The 17,021-nt window shown below is 63.1% G+C and carries 17 protein-coding genes; 6 read left to right on the top strand and 11 right to left on the bottom strand.

Annotated features, from left to right (window positions below; all coding sequences use genetic code 11):
* Positions 1-201 precede the first annotated feature (201 nt).
* From AC1TQG_RS09995 to glf, 5 genes are read right to left on the bottom strand one after another with little or no spacing between them, the layout of a single operon-like run.
* Positions 202-2,142: an arabinofuranosyltransferase AftB family protein gene (locus AC1TQG_RS09995; RefSeq protein WP_482136765.1), complete on the bottom strand. Its 1,941-nt coding sequence runs from the start codon at positions 2,140-2,142 to the stop codon at positions 202-204.
* The gene (locus tag AC1TQG_RS09990) at positions 2,129-3,055 is read right to left on the bottom strand and encodes a decaprenyl-phosphate phosphoribosyltransferase (protein ID WP_482136764.1); all 927 of its coding nucleotides are present in this window, start codon (positions 3,053-3,055) and stop codon (positions 2,129-2,131) included. Before AC1TQG_RS09990 ends, AC1TQG_RS09995 begins: the two co-directional genes overlap by 14 nt.
* Positions 3,052-3,645: a phosphatase PAP2 family protein gene (locus AC1TQG_RS09985; protein WP_482136763.1), complete on the bottom strand. Its 594-nt coding sequence runs from the start codon at positions 3,643-3,645 to the stop codon at positions 3,052-3,054. The genes AC1TQG_RS09990 and AC1TQG_RS09985 overlap by 4 nt, the downstream gene beginning before the upstream one ends.
* On the bottom strand, positions 3,626-5,554 hold the full coding sequence (locus AC1TQG_RS09980) for a glycosyltransferase (RefSeq protein ID WP_482137310.1): 1,929 nt from the start codon (positions 5,552-5,554) through the stop codon (positions 3,626-3,628). Before AC1TQG_RS09980 ends, AC1TQG_RS09985 begins: the two co-directional genes overlap by 20 nt.
* Positions 5,555-5,577: 23 nt before the next feature.
* A complete protein-coding gene (gene glf / locus AC1TQG_RS09975) occupies positions 5,578-6,798 on the bottom strand; it encodes a UDP-galactopyranose mutase (protein ID WP_482136762.1) in 1,221 nt (406 codons plus the stop codon).
* Positions 6,799-6,967: 169 nt separating this feature from the next.
* On the opposite strand from glf, the gene AC1TQG_RS09970 reads away from it, so the two are divergent.
* Entirely contained in the window at positions 6,968-7,306 is a 339-nt protein-coding gene (locus AC1TQG_RS09970; RefSeq protein WP_482136761.1) for a hypothetical protein, read from the top strand.
* A gap of 88 nt (positions 7,307-7,394) precedes the next feature.
* Here the strand turns inward: AC1TQG_RS09970 and AC1TQG_RS09965 are convergent, their stop codons facing one another.
* Complete coding sequence (locus AC1TQG_RS09965; RefSeq protein ID WP_482137309.1) at positions 7,395-7,904, bottom strand: RNA polymerase sigma factor; 510 nt, start codon at positions 7,902-7,904, stop codon at positions 7,395-7,397.
* 124 nt (positions 7,905-8,028) lie between these two features.
* Here AC1TQG_RS09965 and AC1TQG_RS09960 point away from each other — a divergent pair, with 124 nt between their 5' ends.
* The 3 genes from AC1TQG_RS09960 (at position 8,029) to AC1TQG_RS09950 (ending at position 12,435) form a co-directional block, all read left to right on the top strand.
* Positions 8,029-9,861 carry a dynamin family protein gene (locus AC1TQG_RS09960; RefSeq protein ID WP_482136760.1) on the top strand — a complete coding sequence of 611 codons (1,833 nt, stop codon included), beginning with the start codon at positions 8,029-8,031 and terminating at the stop codon, positions 9,859-9,861.
* Positions 9,858-11,291 carry a dynamin family protein gene (locus tag AC1TQG_RS09955; RefSeq protein ID WP_482136759.1) on the top strand — a complete coding sequence of 478 codons (1,434 nt, stop codon included), beginning with the start codon at positions 9,858-9,860 and terminating at the stop codon, positions 11,289-11,291. Before AC1TQG_RS09960 ends, AC1TQG_RS09955 begins: the two co-directional genes overlap by 4 nt.
* A gap of 559 nt (positions 11,292-11,850) precedes the next feature.
* Positions 11,851-12,435: a hypothetical protein gene (locus AC1TQG_RS09950; protein WP_482136758.1), complete on the top strand. Its 585-nt coding sequence runs from the start codon at positions 11,851-11,853 to the stop codon at positions 12,433-12,435.
* Positions 12,436-12,740: 305 nt separating this feature from the next.
* On the opposite strand, the gene AC1TQG_RS09945 is transcribed toward AC1TQG_RS09950, so the two are convergent.
* From AC1TQG_RS09945 to AC1TQG_RS09930, 4 genes are all read right to left on the bottom strand, one after another.
* A complete protein-coding gene (locus AC1TQG_RS09945) occupies positions 12,741-13,199 on the bottom strand; it encodes a hypothetical protein (protein WP_482136757.1) in 459 nt (152 codons plus the stop codon).
* 138 nt (positions 13,200-13,337) lie between these two features.
* Positions 13,338-13,709 carry a PLDc N-terminal domain-containing protein gene (locus tag AC1TQG_RS09940; RefSeq protein WP_482136756.1) on the bottom strand — a complete coding sequence of 124 codons (372 nt, stop codon included), beginning with the start codon at positions 13,707-13,709 and terminating at the stop codon, positions 13,338-13,340.
* A 53-nt stretch (positions 13,710-13,762) separates the two neighbouring features.
* Positions 13,763-14,170 (bottom strand): PLD nuclease N-terminal domain-containing protein, encoded by a 408-nt coding sequence (locus AC1TQG_RS09935; protein ID WP_482136755.1) that lies wholly within the window; start codon positions 14,168-14,170, stop codon positions 13,763-13,765.
* 313 nt (positions 14,171-14,483) lie between these two features.
* A complete protein-coding gene (locus AC1TQG_RS09930; protein ID WP_482136754.1) occupies positions 14,484-15,017 on the bottom strand; it encodes a hypothetical protein in 534 nt (177 codons plus the stop codon).
* 252 nt (positions 15,018-15,269) lie between these two features.
* On the opposite strand from AC1TQG_RS09930, the gene AC1TQG_RS09925 reads away from it, so the two are divergent.
* Positions 15,270-15,572: a hypothetical protein gene (locus AC1TQG_RS09925; protein WP_482136753.1), complete on the top strand. Its 303-nt coding sequence runs from the start codon at positions 15,270-15,272 to the stop codon at positions 15,570-15,572.
* 91 nt (positions 15,573-15,663) lie between these two features.
* Complete coding sequence (locus AC1TQG_RS09920; RefSeq protein ID WP_482136752.1) at positions 15,664-15,960, top strand: hypothetical protein; 297 nt, start codon at positions 15,664-15,666, stop codon at positions 15,958-15,960.
* Positions 15,961-16,282: 322 nt separating this feature from the next.
* Here AC1TQG_RS09920 and AC1TQG_RS09915 read toward each other — a convergent pair whose 3' ends face one another.
* Positions 16,283-16,993: a winged helix-turn-helix transcriptional regulator gene (locus tag AC1TQG_RS09915; RefSeq protein WP_482136751.1), complete on the bottom strand. Its 711-nt coding sequence runs from the start codon at positions 16,991-16,993 to the stop codon at positions 16,283-16,285.
* Positions 16,994-17,021: the final 28 nt, after the last annotated feature.

Genomic DNA, 17,021 nt, shown 5'->3' with positions numbered 1-17,021 from the left:
CATCGCGCCCCGAACTACCTCGCGACCTGCCAAAATTCAGGTTCTCCATCATTATCGCGCCAGCAAAACACGGCGTTACAGTTCCGAGACCTTGCGTTGGGTCACAATCGGGGCCCGCTCGCCCTACCTGCTTGGACGCTGATATTCACAGGTCACATTCAGGTAACGATTCGGCGAGCCCACAGTTTCTGATTGTCACGATCAGGGCACAGGGGGTGGAATCGGCAAATTACAGCGCTGGAGTTCGTACAACGGGTTCCGGTCGATCCGATATGACGTGAACCCGGCCGCCTGCCGAACGTTGTTCCGGAACCGCTCGAACGTCCACGGCGCCGAGTACGCCGCGATCAGATCCTGCGTGGGCTTACACGTCAGCGCCACCTGCGCCTGCCGGACCCCGTCCTGACTGATGAAGGGCGGCAACACCGGGTACCGCGGGTAAGCGCCCGATTCGGCGACCACCCACTCCGGGTCCAGATCCTTGTCATGACCGATCCGGCCGTCCGGAAGACGGTCCGAATGGGCGGCGATCGGGTAGGCCAGGCCCATCTGGTCGATGACCCGCACATCGAGCGGCGCATTCATGCTGGTCATACCGAGGTTCAGGTAGTACACGGTCAACTGCTTGACCACGTTGTCCGGAGGTGGCACCGGCAGCGGATCGAAGTACCACTCGTTGTAGTTCGGCGAAGGCAACAGAACACCGCCGGTGTCCTGATGCTCGGCGATCGATTCGACCATCGCCCGGACTCTCGGATAGTTCAGATAGTCCTCGGCGGTGATGGGATGTTCGATACCGATGTTCTGTATGTAATAGCGCCGTTCGTCGACGATGCCACCGCGACCGATCTCCGTGCCGTTGGTCATGCCGGCTACGTGTGCGGTCGAGACGGCCCACACAACGGTGGTCACCCAGAGAACGGTCATCACGCCGGCACCGACCCAGCCGGCGATCTGGTCGCGGCCCAGCGCGGTCGGGATGACGATCGGGATGACCATCACCGGGAGCATCAGCAAGAACAGCGGCACCAACAGCACGCGCGCATGCATGAAGTCGCCGCCCTGGCGAACCCAGTAGAGCGCCTCGACCAACCCGGTGACGATGATCAGGGCGACCACGGCCGTCGGGGTCTGCAGGCTGCGGCTGACCCTGGCGATCCGGGCCCGCCATCCGCTGCGCTGGTCGTCAACGTCCGAACCGGCCGCGGAATCAACCTGCCGACTCCGCAGGTACCAGGCCGCTGCGGCTGCGATCACTGCAACGATGAGCGGCAGTAGCAATAGATACGGACTGAACATGTTGCCCAGGTATCGGAAGCCCTGGTCGAACTTCGATCCGCTGGCATCCTTCGCCACCGCCGTGTTGGGGACCAGCAGGCCGTAGTAACCCATCCGGAAGATCTGGTAGGCGACCGGGACCACACCGGCGACAGCTGCGAATGCCAGTCGCATCCGCCATGTCATCGGCGCACAGACCACGAGCAGCAGTGCGCATCCACCGACAAGCGTCAGTTCCGGCCGGATCAGCGGTGCCAGACCTGCCGTGAATCCGAGCAACAGCGTGGTGATGGTCTGTTTCCGGTCAAGGCGTCCGGCCTGTGTCGCTCGCTGACTCCACGCGATCAACTGACACCACAGCAGGGCAGCCCAAAAGATACAGAGCGAGGTCTCCAGACCGCTGGTCGCGAAGTCGCGAGCCGGCGGCAATGCGATGTAGACGAGTGCACCGAGCGGGAGCAGCAACATCCAACCGCGGTTGACCGCGCCACGGCCCTTGTCGATGCGGTACAGGCGCCCGGTTCCGTACATGGCCAACGGGAGGGCGGCGACCGACAGGACGAGTGCGATCCACAGCACCACATACTCGGTCCGGGCGTCGGTCACCCAACTCCAGAACCAGATCAGGTAGGTCCACACAGTCGAGGTGTTCGCCTCGACCCGCTCCCCCTTGTTGAAGACCGGCCCGTTGCCTGCCAACAGGTTGCGGACCGTCCGGAGGACGATCAGTCCGTCGTCGGCGATCCAGCGACGCTGCCATGCTCCGTAACCGAAGATGGCGCCGACCACGACCGCACTGATGGACAGTGAGATCGTGGCCGGATTGATCCTGCGGCCCAAAACCGTTGGTTCAACTGATGGCATAGACCGCGACACCCACGCATACTAACCAGGCAATGGCCAGCAGCTGGAGAACACGGTCACCGAGCGCGATTTCTTCGGGTTCGCCCGCTTGACCACCGTCAACATCCACGGCGTAGCGAAGGATTGCGATGGTGAAAGGCACCATCGACAGGGCATACCAAACGTTGTCGTCGTGTCCGCTGTCCGCGTCGAAAGCCCACATGCCGTAACAGAGCACGACGGCGGTCGCCGACAACGTCCACACAAATCGCAGGTACGTCGTTGTGTAGTACTCGAGGCTCTTACGGATCTTGGCGCCGGTGCGCTCGACCAGCTGGAGCTCGGCGTACCGCTTGCCTGCCGCCATGAACAGCGATCCGAACGTCATGACCAACAGGAACCACTTGGACAGACCTTCGGGCAGTTCGGCAGCCACGCCACCGGCGATGGCGCGCAGCAGGAAGCCGGACGACACGATGCAGATGTCGATGACGGGCTCGTGCTTGAGCCCGAAGCAATAGCCGAGCTGGATCACCAGGTAGACGCTGATGACAACCGCGAGCTGCCAGTTCGCCAGGAACGAGATACCGATGGACGCCGCGCCCAGGACCGCGGCCAGCATGAATGCCAGTCGCACCGGAACCACTCCGGCCGCAATCGGACGGAACCGCTTGGTCGGGTGGTTTCGATCGGCTTCGACGTCAAGGGCGTCGTTGATCAGGTAGACACACGACGCAACCAGGCAGAACGCGACAAACGCGATCGCTGTCCGGCCCAGGACGTCGCCTTCGTCGACCGCGCCTGCGGCCAACGGTGCAGCCAGCACCAAAAGGTTCTTGATCCACTGCCGTGGCCTGACCGCCTTGACCAGGCCTGTTGCCAAATTCTTCGGCGGCCCACGCAACGCGCCGTGCTCGATCGGCTCCTCGCTCACTGCACTCCTCGGTTCTCAGTTCGGATCAGTCTTTCACCTGTGGTCAGCGCGGCCGCACAGGTGGCACCGATCAGTGCCCCACCGATCACATCGGTCGGATAATGAACGCCCAAGACCAGCCGCGACATCAGCATCGGCGGCACCAGTACCGCCGGAAGGGCAGCGACCGGAAGACCCGCCGCGCGGCCCAGCAGGATCGCGGCCGCGGTGGTCGATGTCGCATGACTCGACGGGAAACTCAACTTACTGGGGGTACCGACACCGATCTCGACCCGCGGGTCGTTCGGACGGCGGCGGCGAACCACCCGCTTGATCACGACGGAGGCGGCATGGGCACCAAACGCCCCGACCCCGGCGGCGATCCACTTGTCGCGTCCGGACTTGTCACCGCGCAGCTGCGCGATTGTCCCGCCGGCGGCGGCCAGAGCCAGCCAGCCCAGGGAGTGCTCACCGAAATGCGAGAGCCCCCGGGCAGCGGTCACCGCTCCCGGTTTGTTGATCAGCGCACGTTGGATGCCGACCAGAATCTTGGTCTCGCCACGCAATACACCGATGGGACTCAGCTCGACCTCAATCGATTCCGAAGACACGCTCCCAGCTTTCTTTACTGGTCAGGTCCGCATGCGCGGATCGGTAGGTTTCTCGCATCTCGGGGAAGCGAGCGCGGAGTTCCTTGATCAGGGCGGCTGATTCCTTGGCCAGCTCGATCATCTTGTCCCGGTCCCGCTGGCGGTACACGACTCCGCGACCATCGGCGGTGGTCACGGTGACGCCGTCAACCCGGCCGAGGCTGAACCAACGCGCTTGCAGCGGCGGGTAATTGGCCTGCGGGACCTCGTGATGGCGCGGATCGGCCGGGCGGAGGTTGTTCACAACCGCAGCGCCGAGTGACCGGATCTTCGAGATCGGGTTGGTCGGGATGTTCATCCCGAAACGTGTTGCCTCCCCGGTGGTCCGGGGCAGTTCGGTTGCCGAGGGAAGAACCACCGCATCGGGGTACTGCTTGCGCATGGCCGCGATCTTCGGCAGCGCCGTCGGCAGCAGGTCCCGAACATGGTCGGGTCCGGCCAGGAAGTCACGGATGGCTTCATTCTGGATGGCGACCGTCGAATACTCCAGGCACAAAAGATGTTTGGCCGTGGCCTTGGTCATCGACTTCAGGATGCCACTGATCGAACCCTCGTGGTGGATCGAGGCGACCACCAACCGGTTACGGAGGTGGAAGTACGCCTGCCAGTCGATGGCGTCGTCTTTGTCACTCCAGGCCATGTGCCAGATGGCAATACCCGGGATGGTGGCCGTCGGATAGCCGGCCTTACCCGCACGCAGCGCGTATTCCCAGTCGTCCCACTTGATGAACAGCGGCATCGGCAGGCCGATCTTCTCCGCGGTCTCACGCGGGATCATGCACATCCACCAGCCGTTGCCGTCGACGTCGATGCGCCGGTGCAGATTCTTGGAGTTCTCCCGGTCACGCAACGGGTACTCGGCAAAATCGTGGTCGTATTCGACGTACGGCGCACTGGTCCACATGAAGTTGCTGTGGTCGATGACCTCACCCATGCAGTGCAGGTGACTGCGGTCCTGCAGGTTGAGCATCTGCCCGCCGACGAGCATGGGTGACTTGGCGAATCGCGACAGCGCCAGCGCGCGCAGGATCGAATCCGGCTCGATGCTGATGTCGTCGTCCATGTAGAGGACGTACGGGCTGTCGGTCTGCTTGAGGGCCTCGTACATGATGCGTGAATAACCGCCCGAGCCACCGAGGTTGCCCTGCTTGAACATATGCAGCCGGTCGCCGAGCGCGGCGGCGGCCTCGGCGTAGCCTGGCTCTTCCTTGACCAGCTTCGTGCCCTGATCAGGCATCATGACCGCGTCGATGACCTCATCGACCAGCGGGTCGGAGGTCAACGCGCGCAGCGCATTCACTGCATCGGTGGGTCGGTTGAACGTCGGGATACCAATGGTCACCCGCTTGGTCTCCGGACCGGTCGGCGCATCGATCGGGGCGTACCAACCAGCGGCGCGCACCTCCACATCGGTGTCGGTGGTGATGTCGAACCAGATCCAGCCACCGTCTTCGAACGGCTCGAGGCCGACCTCGAATTCGATGACACCGTCACCGTTTTCGTCGATCGGAACCAGGTTGCCGTCGACCGCGATACGGGATCCATCGATCTTCGACCGATAAACGTCGACACGGCAGGCGCCGGTCACCTCGATCCGCAACACAACGGACTTCAGGATGCTCCAACGGCGCCAATACGACGCAGCGAAAGCATTGAAGTAGGTCAGGAAGCTCACCTCGGACTCGGCACCGAGCAGCACCGAGGTCCGGGTCGGCGCATGTGCGCGTCGAGCGTTGTTCTCGGACTCCACCAGGTAGAGCGACCGGACGTCCAGCGGTTCACCCTGTCGCGGGAGAATCACGCGTTGCAGCAAGGTTTTTGCCGCGTCGTGTGTCTGCGGGCTCTGTGACTGCTCGGCTTCCGTTGTCACTGTCCCTGTTGTTGTTGTCCCGGTCACTGTTCCACCTCTGTCGCCAGTGGCGCACCGGACTTCAGGTGCGGCGCAAGCGTGTTCTCGTACATCGTCAGGGCGCTGGCGATTGCCATGTGCATGTCGAGGTACTGATAGGTGCCCAAACGGCCACCGAACAGCACCTTCGACGAAGCCGTCTCGGCATTCGCCCGCGCGCGATAAGCATTGAGCTTCTCGCGATCCTCAGGTGTGTTGATCGGGTAGTACGGCTCGTCGTCGTTCTCGGCGAAACGGCTGTACTCGCGCATGATGACCGTCTTGTCGGTCGGGTACTCCCGCTCGGGATGGAAGTGCCGGAACTCGTGGATGCGGGTGTACGGCACGTCCGCATCGTTGTAGTTCATCACCGGTGTCCCCTGGAAATCTCCGGTATCGAGTACCTCGGTCTCGAAATCCAGTGTTCGCCAGCCGAGTTCACCATCGGCGTAGTCGAAGTAGCGGTCCAGCGGTCCGGTGTAGATCACGGGCGCGTCGGGGCTCTGTGCCCGCAACTCGTCCCGGACGTCGAACCAGTCGGTCTCCAGACGCACATCGATGAGGTCGCTCGCCGCCATGTTCTCGAGCCAGGCGGTGTAACCGTCGGTCGGCAGACCCTCATAGGTGTCGTTGAAGTAGCGGTTGTTGAAGTTGTAACGAACCGGGAGCCGGGCAATGTTCGCCGCAGGCAGCTCCTTGGGGTCGGTCTGCCACTGCTTGGCCGTGTAGTGCTTCACGAACGCCTCGTAGAGAGGGCGGCCGATCAGGCTGATGGCCTTCTCTTCGAGGTTCGTCGCCTTGGCGGTATCGATCTCACTGGACTGCTCGGCGATCAGAGCGCGTGCCTCGTCCGGCGTGAAGTAGCGGCCGAAGAACTGCGAGACCAGGCCAAGGCCCATCGGGAACTGGTAGGCCTGTCCCTGGTACATGGCGAAGACGCGGTGCTGATACCCGGTGAAGTCGGTGAACTTGTTGACGTAGTCCCACACCTTCTTGTTCGAGGTGTGGAAAAGGTGTGCGCCGTACTTGTGGATCTCGATCCCGGTGGTGGGTTCGGGTTCGGAATACGCATTGCCGCCGAGGTGGTGACGCCGGTCGATGACCAGGACGCGTTTGCCGAGCTCGGTGGCCACCCGTTCTGCAACAGTCAGTCCGTAGAATCCCGATCCGACCACAATGAGGTCATAGCCGGACGCGGCATCAGGGCTGGATTTGTGGGGGGTCACGGGTGTTCAGGGTAACCGAACCGTTGAGCTACTCCGATTCGCCGGGCACGTACACCGCCAAACACATCGTGACCGTGCGGGAACATTTCGGGGTCGGCGGGACTCCTATCACTGACAAACCGGCGACCCATCTTTTCGGCGGACGCACCCTCGACCCAGGAGAAGTACCGTGACCAGCCCAGATGACCAGCTCGACGGGATCTTTTCCCAGATCGCGGCGCAGGACCAGGTTGATCCGGCGGTCTTCGATCAGACCCTCGAAGCCGCATTCGACTACACCGGATCCGGCTTCGACGACCTGATTCCAGAGACCGAAAGCACACTGCCTGACGATCCCGAGGACGCCACCGACGACCTGTTTGTCGGCGATACCACCGATGACTTCGACAGTGACGACACCGACAGTGACAACACCGACGACACCGACGACACCGACCCGTCCGACTTCACGGACCACACGGACTACTCAGACCACACGGACACGACCGGAGACGACCTACTCACCTGACCCGACCCCCCGATGATGTGCCCTTTTGGCGAGCGAAAGCCCAGGTGGTGGCCGCCAAAAGGGCACATCATCGGGGTGCGGCAGGGGGTCAGGAGAGGGTTTCGAGGAGTTTGGAACGGGCCCGGTTGATCCGGCTCTTGACGGTTTGCACACCAACGCCCTGCTGGTCGGCGATCTCCTGATAGGACAGATCACCGAATTCACGCAGGACGATGGCCTCGCGGAACTCCAGCGGTAACAGTGCCAAGGCCGCGCGCACGCGGTCGACATCGGCCACCTGGGCATCGACGCGCGGTGCCGAGGATTCGAACTCGGGAGGTCCGTCCGCCGACGTGTCGAGCCGCTTGCGGACGACGGCCAGCGCCGCGTTGGCAGCGATCCGGTACATCCAGCTGGTGAACTTCGAATCGCCGCGGAATTTGCCGATGTTCTGCCAGCCGGCGATCAGCGCATCCTGCAGCGCATCCTCGGCGTCGTACTTGTTGGCGGTGATCCGCAGGCAGACCGCCCAGATCTGATCCCGGTTCCGGGTGACCAGCTCACCAAAGGCCGCTTGATCGCCCTCTTGGCTGCGCAAAACCAGGTCGCGCTCGCTCATGTCAGTCACTTGAACAATGTCGCAGACCAGGGTGGATGCGGCAGAGTCATTTGTGGAGAAACCGTCCCTTCGACTGACCCTGCCCCGCCGTTGCCCCTGCCCCACTGATGATCTGGGAGTGATCGTGACCACTCGTGCCAACGCCGATGCGATCGAGGCGCTGGGCGCCGCCACCGAGGCGCTGCGGAAGTACGGACAGCCCAAGGCGGCCGACCTCGCCCAATCGCGCTTTCACGCCGCCGATTCCGGTGGTGCTGTGGTGTTCGTCGGCGAGGTGAAACGCGGCAAGAGCACCCTGGTCAACGCGTTGCTCGGACGACCTCTGGCTCCGGTCGGTGTCGACATCACCACCAGCGCCAGTGTCTGGTTCACACCGCCGGATGAGACCCTCGCGGCCGGCTCGGCGCTTTTGGACTTCCCCGACGCCAACCGCGTGATCCCGCTGGCCGAATTGCCCGACTGGGTGACGATGGGCGGGCGGTATGTCCAGGATCCCACCATCGAGGCCCTGCCCACCGAAGCCGTGGTGGCCGCCGATCCCCTGCATCTGCCCGGGATGACGCTGGTCGACACCCCGGGGGCCGGTGGTCTCGACCCCCGGCACGCCCGGCTTGCTCTGACCGCCGCTCGCCGGGCCGGGGCCATCGTGATGGTCTGCGACAGCGCCGCGCCACTGACCGCGCCCGAGGTCGAGTTCTTGCGGACTGCCACCGAGACCTCCGGGTCGGTGGTCGTCGCGATGACCAAGATCGACAAGAACCGCCGCCATTGGCGCACCATCGCCGAGGAGAATCGCTCGATCGTGCGCAGCGAGCTCGGCCGGACCGCCACCGTGATCGGGGTGTCGGGCACTCGGGCATTGGCGGCTCTCGAACAGGACCCCGCACACCGTGAGGAGATTCTCGCCGCCTCCGGGATCGGAGCCCTGCGCGATGCAATCAACGAATTGCTCGAGTTCGGCGAGATCTCCCCGATGCTCGACGGACTGCAGGTGTGCCGCAGCGGCATGCACCGGATGAAGGCCCGTCTTGACACCGAAATCGCACTGGTTCAAGGTGATTCGTCTGCGCTAGATGATCTGAACAAGAAGAAGGCGCGGCTCAAGGAGCTTCGCGACCACGGCACCGAATGGGATCAGCACCTGTCCCGCGACATCACGCTGGCCCGGCAACGGGCGACCGCCCAGTTGGACGGCGACCTGAACCGGATCAAAGAGGACTGGACCGGTCGCATCAACGGTGAGGGCTGGCGGGTGCTGCGCAAGCAGCCCCAGGTCTTCACCGCCGCAATCACCTCCGATCTGCAGGCCGCCGGTGCCCGGTCCTTCGACACCTTCGCCTCGGCGTTGCACGACGTGGTGGCACAACTGTTCGGCAACGACGAACAGTGGGAGGACATCATGAACTCGGTGGCCGCCACGTTGGTGGCCGAGGACATCAATTCGCCTGAGGTGCAGAAGAAGTGGAAAGATGTGGTGGACCCCAGCGCGATGATGATGGGGTTCATGGGGGCCAATCTGCTGACCGGCGGCATGGTCGGCGGCGCCATCTTCGGAAGTCTTGCGATGGCCGCGGTGTTGCCGATCGGGCTGGTCGCCGGCGGCGTCTGGTTGTCGGTCAATCTGGGGTACCGCGCGATGCGCAACGGCCGTCAGCATCTGATCACCTGGCTTCGGGAAACGTTGGGACTCACCAGCAAATCGACCCTGCGGGTGATCGACCGAACCGTCGCCACCGCGCGCCCAGAAATCGTGGTGGCGTACCGACGGCACCTCCGCGGCCAGACCGAGGAGATCAGCGAACAGATCAGCGCCGGCGCAGAGGCCGCCAAGGAGGACAAGGCGACCCGGGACAAGCGCGTGCGCGGACTCACGCGCCGCCAGACCGAGATCGTCTCGCTCATCGAACAACTCGACGCCGCGATCGGCGGACTCAAGAAGGCGAGCGCACCCCTGTGACGCGGCCACCGGTCCGGCGTACCCGGCCCCATGCCCTGCGTGACCAGCTGACCGGTGCCCTCGCCCACATCGCACAGATCGACCGGCCACTGGCGCAGGCCACTGCACGCATCCGTGATGACCTGTGGGCTCCGCCCCGGGTGGTGGTCGTCGGGCGGGTCAAGGCCGGGAAATCAACGCTTGTCAATGCACTGATCGGCGACCGGGTTGCCGATACCGCCGCCACCGAATGCACCAAAGTTGTTGCTGTTTACCAGGATGGCGCGCCTTCGCGGGCCGAGGTCGTCACCGTCGGAGGAGTCCGCCGCAGCGCTCCGTTGTCTGACGGCCGGGTCACCGAACTCGGAGTTGCCGCCGAAGACGTGGCCTACCTCAACCGCTACCTCCCGAGCCGGTTGCTGCAGAGCATGATCCTGATCGACACCCCGGGTCTGGCGACCATCACCACCGGCCACGAGCAGGCCACCCGCCGGGCGTTGATCGACGGCTTCGGACAGACCCGCGAGGCATCGGTCAACGCCGATGCGGCGATCTTCCTGTTCGACGCCACACCCCGGGCCGACGAGGTGCAGTTCTTGCACGACCTCGGCTTCTCCGCAGTCAACACGATCGGGGTGCTGGCCAAGGCAGATACCCTCGGCGAGGGCGCCTTTGGCGATGTCGACCCGATCGAAGAAGCGCAGAAACAGTCCGATGCGATCGCGGCATCGTTGACTGCCGGTCTCCTCACCGTGCAACCGGTGGCGGGCCTTCTGGCCCAGACCGCGCAAACCGGTCAGTTCACCGAATCCGACGCCGATGCCCTGGCCGCGCTCGCCGGTCTCTCCGACCTGCAACTGGAGCGCTGGCTCGAATCCCCGACACCATCGATCGGCACCGACGCGCAACGCGACCGATTGCTGGACCTGTTGGGCGAGTATGGCCTTCGGCACGCACGCGCCGTGGCCTCCCGCGGCGCGCACGCTGTCAACGCCTGGCTGCAACAACATTCGAGGGTCGACGAGCTGCGCGCCAACATCGACGTCAATCTGACCCGATCGGTGCTGATCAGCCGGGCGGTGGCCGCCTGCACCCAGGTCGAGCACCTGGCCCTGACCCATCCTGCGGGCGGACAGATCAGGTCGATCCTGCGCCAGGTGCGCCGAAGTCCCCAGGCCCACACGATGACCGAGTTCAAAGCACTGGGGTCTCTGACGCAGACCGATCCGGAATCCCCCTGGGTGGGCGAGCTTCGGCAAGTCCTGGTCGGCTCCGGGATCGGTGGCCGTATCGGGCTGCCGCCGCACGCCGACCGCGACGCGATCGCATCCGAACTGGACCGGCGGCTGCAGCGGGTGCACGCGGCCGGACTGCTCGGCGGCTCGGCGGCCGAGGAGGAGGCCGTTGCCGTTCTGCTGCATACCTATTCGATGATGCGCCGGGCGATCTAGATGGCCGAGAACAGGGTTTTCTCGTCCTTCATAACGACGAACACATACGCCGGCCGCGCCCCAACAACAGCCACCGGCATAGGCGGTTCCGGCGCGCCGAGCGATGGACCACCCGGCGGCCAGGCACCTACCGGCACACCCCCGGCCGCGGGCGGTTAACTCCTGCTGCGTAAACATCTGCGGCACAATCTGTTTCTTCACCAGTGACGAAACAGAACCTGGATCATAGTCCTGCCTGGACCTCAGTCTCAGTTCCTCCTCGATCATTTGCAGATAGAATGTTGGGTTCGCGTGCGACTATCGCTAGATGCGACGTCGGCGGCATAACAGTGACAGGTTCGCCCAATTCGGACGATGGCGCGATCTACTCGGTTTGATCGTTCTTGTCGGGTTCGGTCCGTCAGTTCTTGAATCGGTGACCTCTGATTCGTCGGCGTGGAACTGGTTCAAGACGGCCCTGTGGGTGGTCGCGATCATCTGGTTCGCGTGCTCAGCAGTGGCAACCTGGCGAACTCGACACCAGGCGTTCCGGGGCGGGACCCAGCGCCGGAGACGACCAATGAACACAACCCGTCAACGAGACACCCGCCGCTCACCGGCCCTCCTGGTCGTAACCGCAACCAGCGTGGTCGTGCTCGCTGGCGTAGCGAGCTGTTCAGGCAATTCCCCTGACGCCAGCGATCAGTACGGCATCGTCAGCTCAACCGCCGCAAACGTTCCATCGGCCACTGCGGCGAGGCCATGGCAATGCCCGGCTACTCCAGACGATGATCGATGGCCGGTCTCGACACACACCAGCGCTGAGTTCATAGTTGCTCCCACCCCGACCACCGCGATCGAATGCGTCTACCAACAGCCACACAATCAGCCGGCCACCCTTTTCGGCGCACCGGTCACTTACACCGGCACCGCACTCACCGACCTCATCACATCGTTCAACACCGGAACAGAACCTAACCACGCCATGAGCTGCCCTCTGCTGGTCAACCAGCCCGAATACACCCTCAAATACAACTTCATCTACCCCGACGGAAAATCGGCGATCATCGACGGCAGTGGCTACTGCCCCGCCGTTGTCACCAACGGCACCCTCACCAAACAACCAGCAATGCCCTCATCAAGCGCCCCCGAACCAAGACCCTAAGCCGCACTCACACCAGAACGGCGACTGCACTCGATGACGGATCGGCCCGACATAGTCGGACTCATCGGGTCACTCGCATTGTGCAGCAACATGTTTCGTAATAACTGGTGGCAGCGTTTCGCGATTCTCCTGCAATGCAGGGCTTCCGGTCAGTCAGGTGAGTAGTGGCGTCGTGGCTGCTGTGAAGTTCCTGCGGAACAAACGTGCCCATTCTGCGACAGCTTCAGGCGGTTGACTTCATCACCATCCGACACAGTGCAAGGCAACCCTAGGACGTCGAGACACGTGGGGTTGCTTGCCGTGGGTCAGGTTTGGACTGCCCACACCGTGAGCACGAGCCCGGCGTCCACATTCTCGTCGTAACTGATGCTCAGTTGGTCACCGCCGCGGGCAGTAGCTGTGTACACCTGCCTACTGCGTTCGAGGTTCGGCCGACGCACCTCTTCCTGGAACGGACCGTCGTTGATCCTCACCAGGGATCGGTCGAGCTCCTTAGTGACGCCGGACCCTGCCAACAGGGCATCGCGCGTAGCCCGTGATGCGGTGCGCACCATAATTTCTCCAGAGGAGTCCGGGAAACTCGAATGCCATTCACACGAGATCACCTGGTCGTCGTCGGAAAGAACCAGTCCCAATTCGCTCGCATACGGGACAGCGGTATCGCACGGGTCGGGATGCAACACGCGTAACACAGTGATCGCCCCGGCGACCAGAAGAACAACGACAACTGCTGCGCCGCCGAGCCATAGCCACACCCTGCGCACCCGCGACACCTTGGTCTACACCCGCCACATCGTACGGACCGCGGCCCCGTAGTCAGTCGGTCGCCGACCGTGGCGAGAAAATCTCACGACCGCCACCGATGCCCCTGTCCTCGCGGTCTCCCCGTCCCAGCACACAGGTCACTGCCCGCCCTCCTGTTGGCGCCGCCGCCGCTCCAGTTCGCCTTGTCGACGTTGCGCCTCTGCCCGTTCGCGCACTTGCCGCAAAAACTCGGCATCGGCCGCAGGGTCTTGCGGTTCAAAACGACCCGGCTCGTCATACTCGGGAAACCCCAAAGCTGTCGCACGGCCTGAGCCGCGCGGCCGACCGTAAGCCCCGCCCGCAACCGGTCGCCCGGCAACAAACCACACGATCGAACCCACCAGCGGCAGCACGATCACCAACAGCAACCACCCCCACCGCGGCAAACCGCGCACCCCGGCTTCACTGCCGATGATGTCGACCAATGCCGCGATCATCACCACCAACACAATCAAACCCAGATACGGCATCGCTCCCCCTCATTGGACAATTTTCAATTCAGCGATCAGATGACCCCGTCTTGTCAGGACTGCCGACGCCGACGCTCGACTTCAGCCTCACGACGCTGCAGCTCCGCACGCTCACGACACCGCTGCAAGAACTCCGCATCAGCGACCGGATCCTGCGGCACAAACCTGCCCGGCCGGTCATACTCCGGGAATCGCGCCATATCCGCCGTCGAGCGCCGCGCACTGCGGCCACCCCGCCTACGGGGATGACCAAAGATGAACCACGCCAACGGTCCGACCAGCGGAATGAGCACCACCACCAGGAACCATCCTGACCGCGGCAACAACCGAACCCCGACATCATCGCGGCACAACACATCAATCAATGCCGCGGCCAACGCCAGCACAATCAATGTCGCGATCACCACCGCATACGGCATGGCAGGAGTACCGATCATCATCAGATATGACCCCACCGACATCCCCTCACATCACCCCAGACAAACCGCCATAGTTTCACGGACTAAGCGAAACGAATAGACACGGTTCGATGGACACAACGAGCCCGCATTCACCGGTGGGACCGTCCGAGTAAAGGTTGATCCGACCGTTGCCGGTGTTAGTTGCCGATCGCAAATAGGAAGCGCCGGTAGCTTATTGACCCGTCTGCTCCCGCGGGCCGCGCGGGCCCCGCGGGCCCCGAACAGAACGCCTGCTCCCTCGCGCCCGATAAGCCGCCCTTACGTCAACCAAAGCGGGGGCAGTCCCCGTCCAAAACTTCCCCGGGAAGAACGCCTAGTCGTCTGCTCGGCGTCGGCGAAGGATCGCTACAGCCGCCCACCAGATCACTCCGACGGTGATGACGCTGACAAGAGCTACTAGCGGCACCGGGACTACCTCCGAAATCTTCGTCCCTCTATTGATTCCGACGTCCGGCGCAGATGCATTCGGGGGTTGTGGTGTCCCATAGACGCTTTCGAGGTTCATCCGCGTATCCGTCTGTTCGGTCGAACCAAGGCACAGGTTGCTTTCCCAAACAGCGCTAGCGCCCTCGGGGCCGGATACGTAGAGCAGGTACTCGCGTCCGACCTCGTAGCTGACTCCGCAACCAGCGCCCTGCGACGCCGTGCCGACGGTGGTGACGTGTCCAACCTTGCCCTTGAAGACCTCGGACACGGCGAACTCGTAAATGTCATCGGCCCCGGCCGACACCTTGTCCGTGGCTCGCGCCGTGAAGACAGCGGCCGCGCGCGAAGCGGCCTCTTCTGCTGTGAAACCGCGGCAACTGCAGGCACAGGCCGTGCCGGCCATCGCAATTGAGACTGCCATTGCAATGAATAGTCCACACAGTGTGATAGCGATGAGCCGGGTACGAGTCCACATGGGGCGATTCGAGCGGCCAAGAAGAATCTTCGATCCGGTCGTCATTGTGTCAGCCAATTACTTGGGCTCAGTGCGTCAAAGGCAACCCGACAGACTGCCCCCCGGAGTGAACACCGACTATCGCAGGGAATACCGCAGGGTTCGAATATTGCACCTGTACCAGTCCACAGATCAGGGTTACTGCATGCGCCGAACATCATGATCGACGAGGACTTCTTCGACGACCGCGAAGTAGAAAACCGTGTCTACTCGCCGACGCAACGCCGGACGACGCAACAGCATCGGGGATTGATCGAACACTTCGGCCAGCCAACGGAAGCGTGGTCGCATCGCGCACTTCATGCGTACCTGGAATGCCTCGCCAGCAATACGTGGTCGGATGCATGGTGCGTCGGAGTAGTCAATGCCTGGGTCGAGGACGAATCAGCCTTCTGCGAAAACTCAGGCCCGACGCGACTGGTATCCACTGGTGGGGATCACTCCGCGAATTGCTTCCGTTGAAAACGTCGACGATCAGGCGGACAGCCATCGGCTAAGCCCAGAGCTGATCCGTTCACTCACCAAGGCGCGGGACGTCCGTGAGCTATCAGCCATGAACATCACGGATCTGATCTTCGATGAGATGCGTGCCGTCAACGATTGGGTTTCCATCGCGGATGTACTCAAGGTGATGGGGACAACCTCATTCGTGGCCGGCCGAGACGACGTTCGGCGCATTCTGGATTGTGTCGATGCCAGCGACCAGCTTCGGCTGGGTCGGGTCAGTAATAGATTTGACGAGATCTCCAAGCCGATACCCGTTGCAGCACTGGTGGATCGCATATTCGGTGAGAGCGGTCCGTCTGACAGATCGGCGGCCATGATGGAGTTGTTCATCGCCGAAATTTGATGTCTGTGCGTCGGACTTGTCGTGAGGTCGTCGCCGTCGTGGTTGATTCCAGGGCAGCTGGTGCGCCACCTACGATCGGGGCGGCGCAGGTGTCACGGTGTCACGGTGTAAACCCTGCCACTTTCAACCATCAGAACCGCGCCACTTACCGCTGAAAGTCACAACCGTGCTGGGTCGATCCGTGTTCCATTACTCATGTCACAAATCACGGTCCCAAACCATGAATGCCGTTGAGTTATGGAACATTCCACGCCGTTGACCGGAACTGGTTCCGTTACCGGCTCGATGGACCGCACCCTGCCGAACCGGGGAGTGGGGACTGTCAGGCGGGGAGGGCGTCGCGGAGCCTGCGTTGTTGTCCGCGCTGCAGACCGTCGATATAGGGCGTGGTGTCGAACCAGGTGGGGAAGGCCTTGGCGAGCCGGCTGGGTCCGAGGAAGCGGGCGTGGCCGTTGGTGATGAGGTCGCGAAATGGTACTAGACCGACGAGCCAGCGTTGCATGTGAGCGGTGTCGGCTTCGAGGGCGAGGTCCACGGTCAGCCCTTGATCGTCCTTGCAGACGGTGATTGCCGGGCGTTCGATGTCCAGCCAGCCTTCGGCACCGCCGGCTCCGGTGAGGACGAGGTGTACGACGGTGCGGGTCTGGGGAAGCTTGGCGGGGACGGCGAATTGGTGGGTGCGCCAGATCAGAGAGAGGCCGTCGCAGTCGTCGTCGGTGGGGTCGCCGAAGATCCATTCTGCGGCCCAATGTCCCATTGCCCATATGATCGGTGTGAGTGCCTGGCCTGCGGCGGTCAACTCATATAACCCTGGGCGTCCGGGTTGGTTGGCCTTGTGGGTCACCAGGCCGCGCCGTTCGAGCTCGCGCAGCCGCTGTGCGAGCAAGTTGCGGCTCACCCTGGGTATGCCGCGATGGATGTCGTTGAACCCGTGAGCGCCGATCATGAGCTCACGGATGACCAGTGGGGTCCAATGATCACCCAGGACATCGACCCCGCAGGCGATCGGGCAGTACTCCTTACGTCTCATCATTTGCCCATTGTCCCCCCGCCCATCGTCA

Source organism: Williamsia sp. Y844 (assembly GCF_056786475.1).
This window is presented reverse-complemented; position numbering and strand designations above follow the sequence as displayed.

Coding starts and splice junctions, on each gene's coding strand:
- AC1TQG_RS09940 (WP_482136756.1), bottom strand. CDS start 13,709: ATGCCGTATCTGGGTTTGATTGTGTTGGTGGTGATGATCGCGGCATTG.
- AC1TQG_RS09995 (WP_482136765.1), bottom strand. CDS start 2,142: ATGCCATCAGTTGAACCAACGGTTTTGGGCCGCAGGATCAATCCGGCC.
- AC1TQG_RS09935 (WP_482136755.1), bottom strand. CDS start 14,170: ATGTCGGTGGGGTCATATCTGATGATGATCGGTACTCCTGCCATGCCG.
- AC1TQG_RS09930 (WP_482136754.1), bottom strand. CDS start 15,017: ATGGCAGTCTCAATTGCGATGGCCGGCACGGCCTGTGCCTGCAGTTGC.
- AC1TQG_RS09950 (WP_482136758.1), top strand. CDS start 11,851: ATGAACACAACCCGTCAACGAGACACCCGCCGCTCACCGGCCCTCCTG.
- AC1TQG_RS09920 (WP_482136752.1), top strand. CDS start 15,664: ATGAACATCACGGATCTGATCTTCGATGAGATGCGTGCCGTCAACGAT.
- AC1TQG_RS09965 (WP_482137309.1), bottom strand. CDS start 7,904: ATGAGCGAGCGCGACCTGGTTTTGCGCAGCCAAGAGGGCGATCAAGCG.
- AC1TQG_RS09915 (WP_482136751.1), bottom strand. CDS start 16,993: ATGATGAGACGTAAGGAGTACTGCCCGATCGCCTGCGGGGTCGATGTC.
- AC1TQG_RS09925 (WP_482136753.1), top strand. CDS start 15,270: ATGATCGACGAGGACTTCTTCGACGACCGCGAAGTAGAAAACCGTGTC.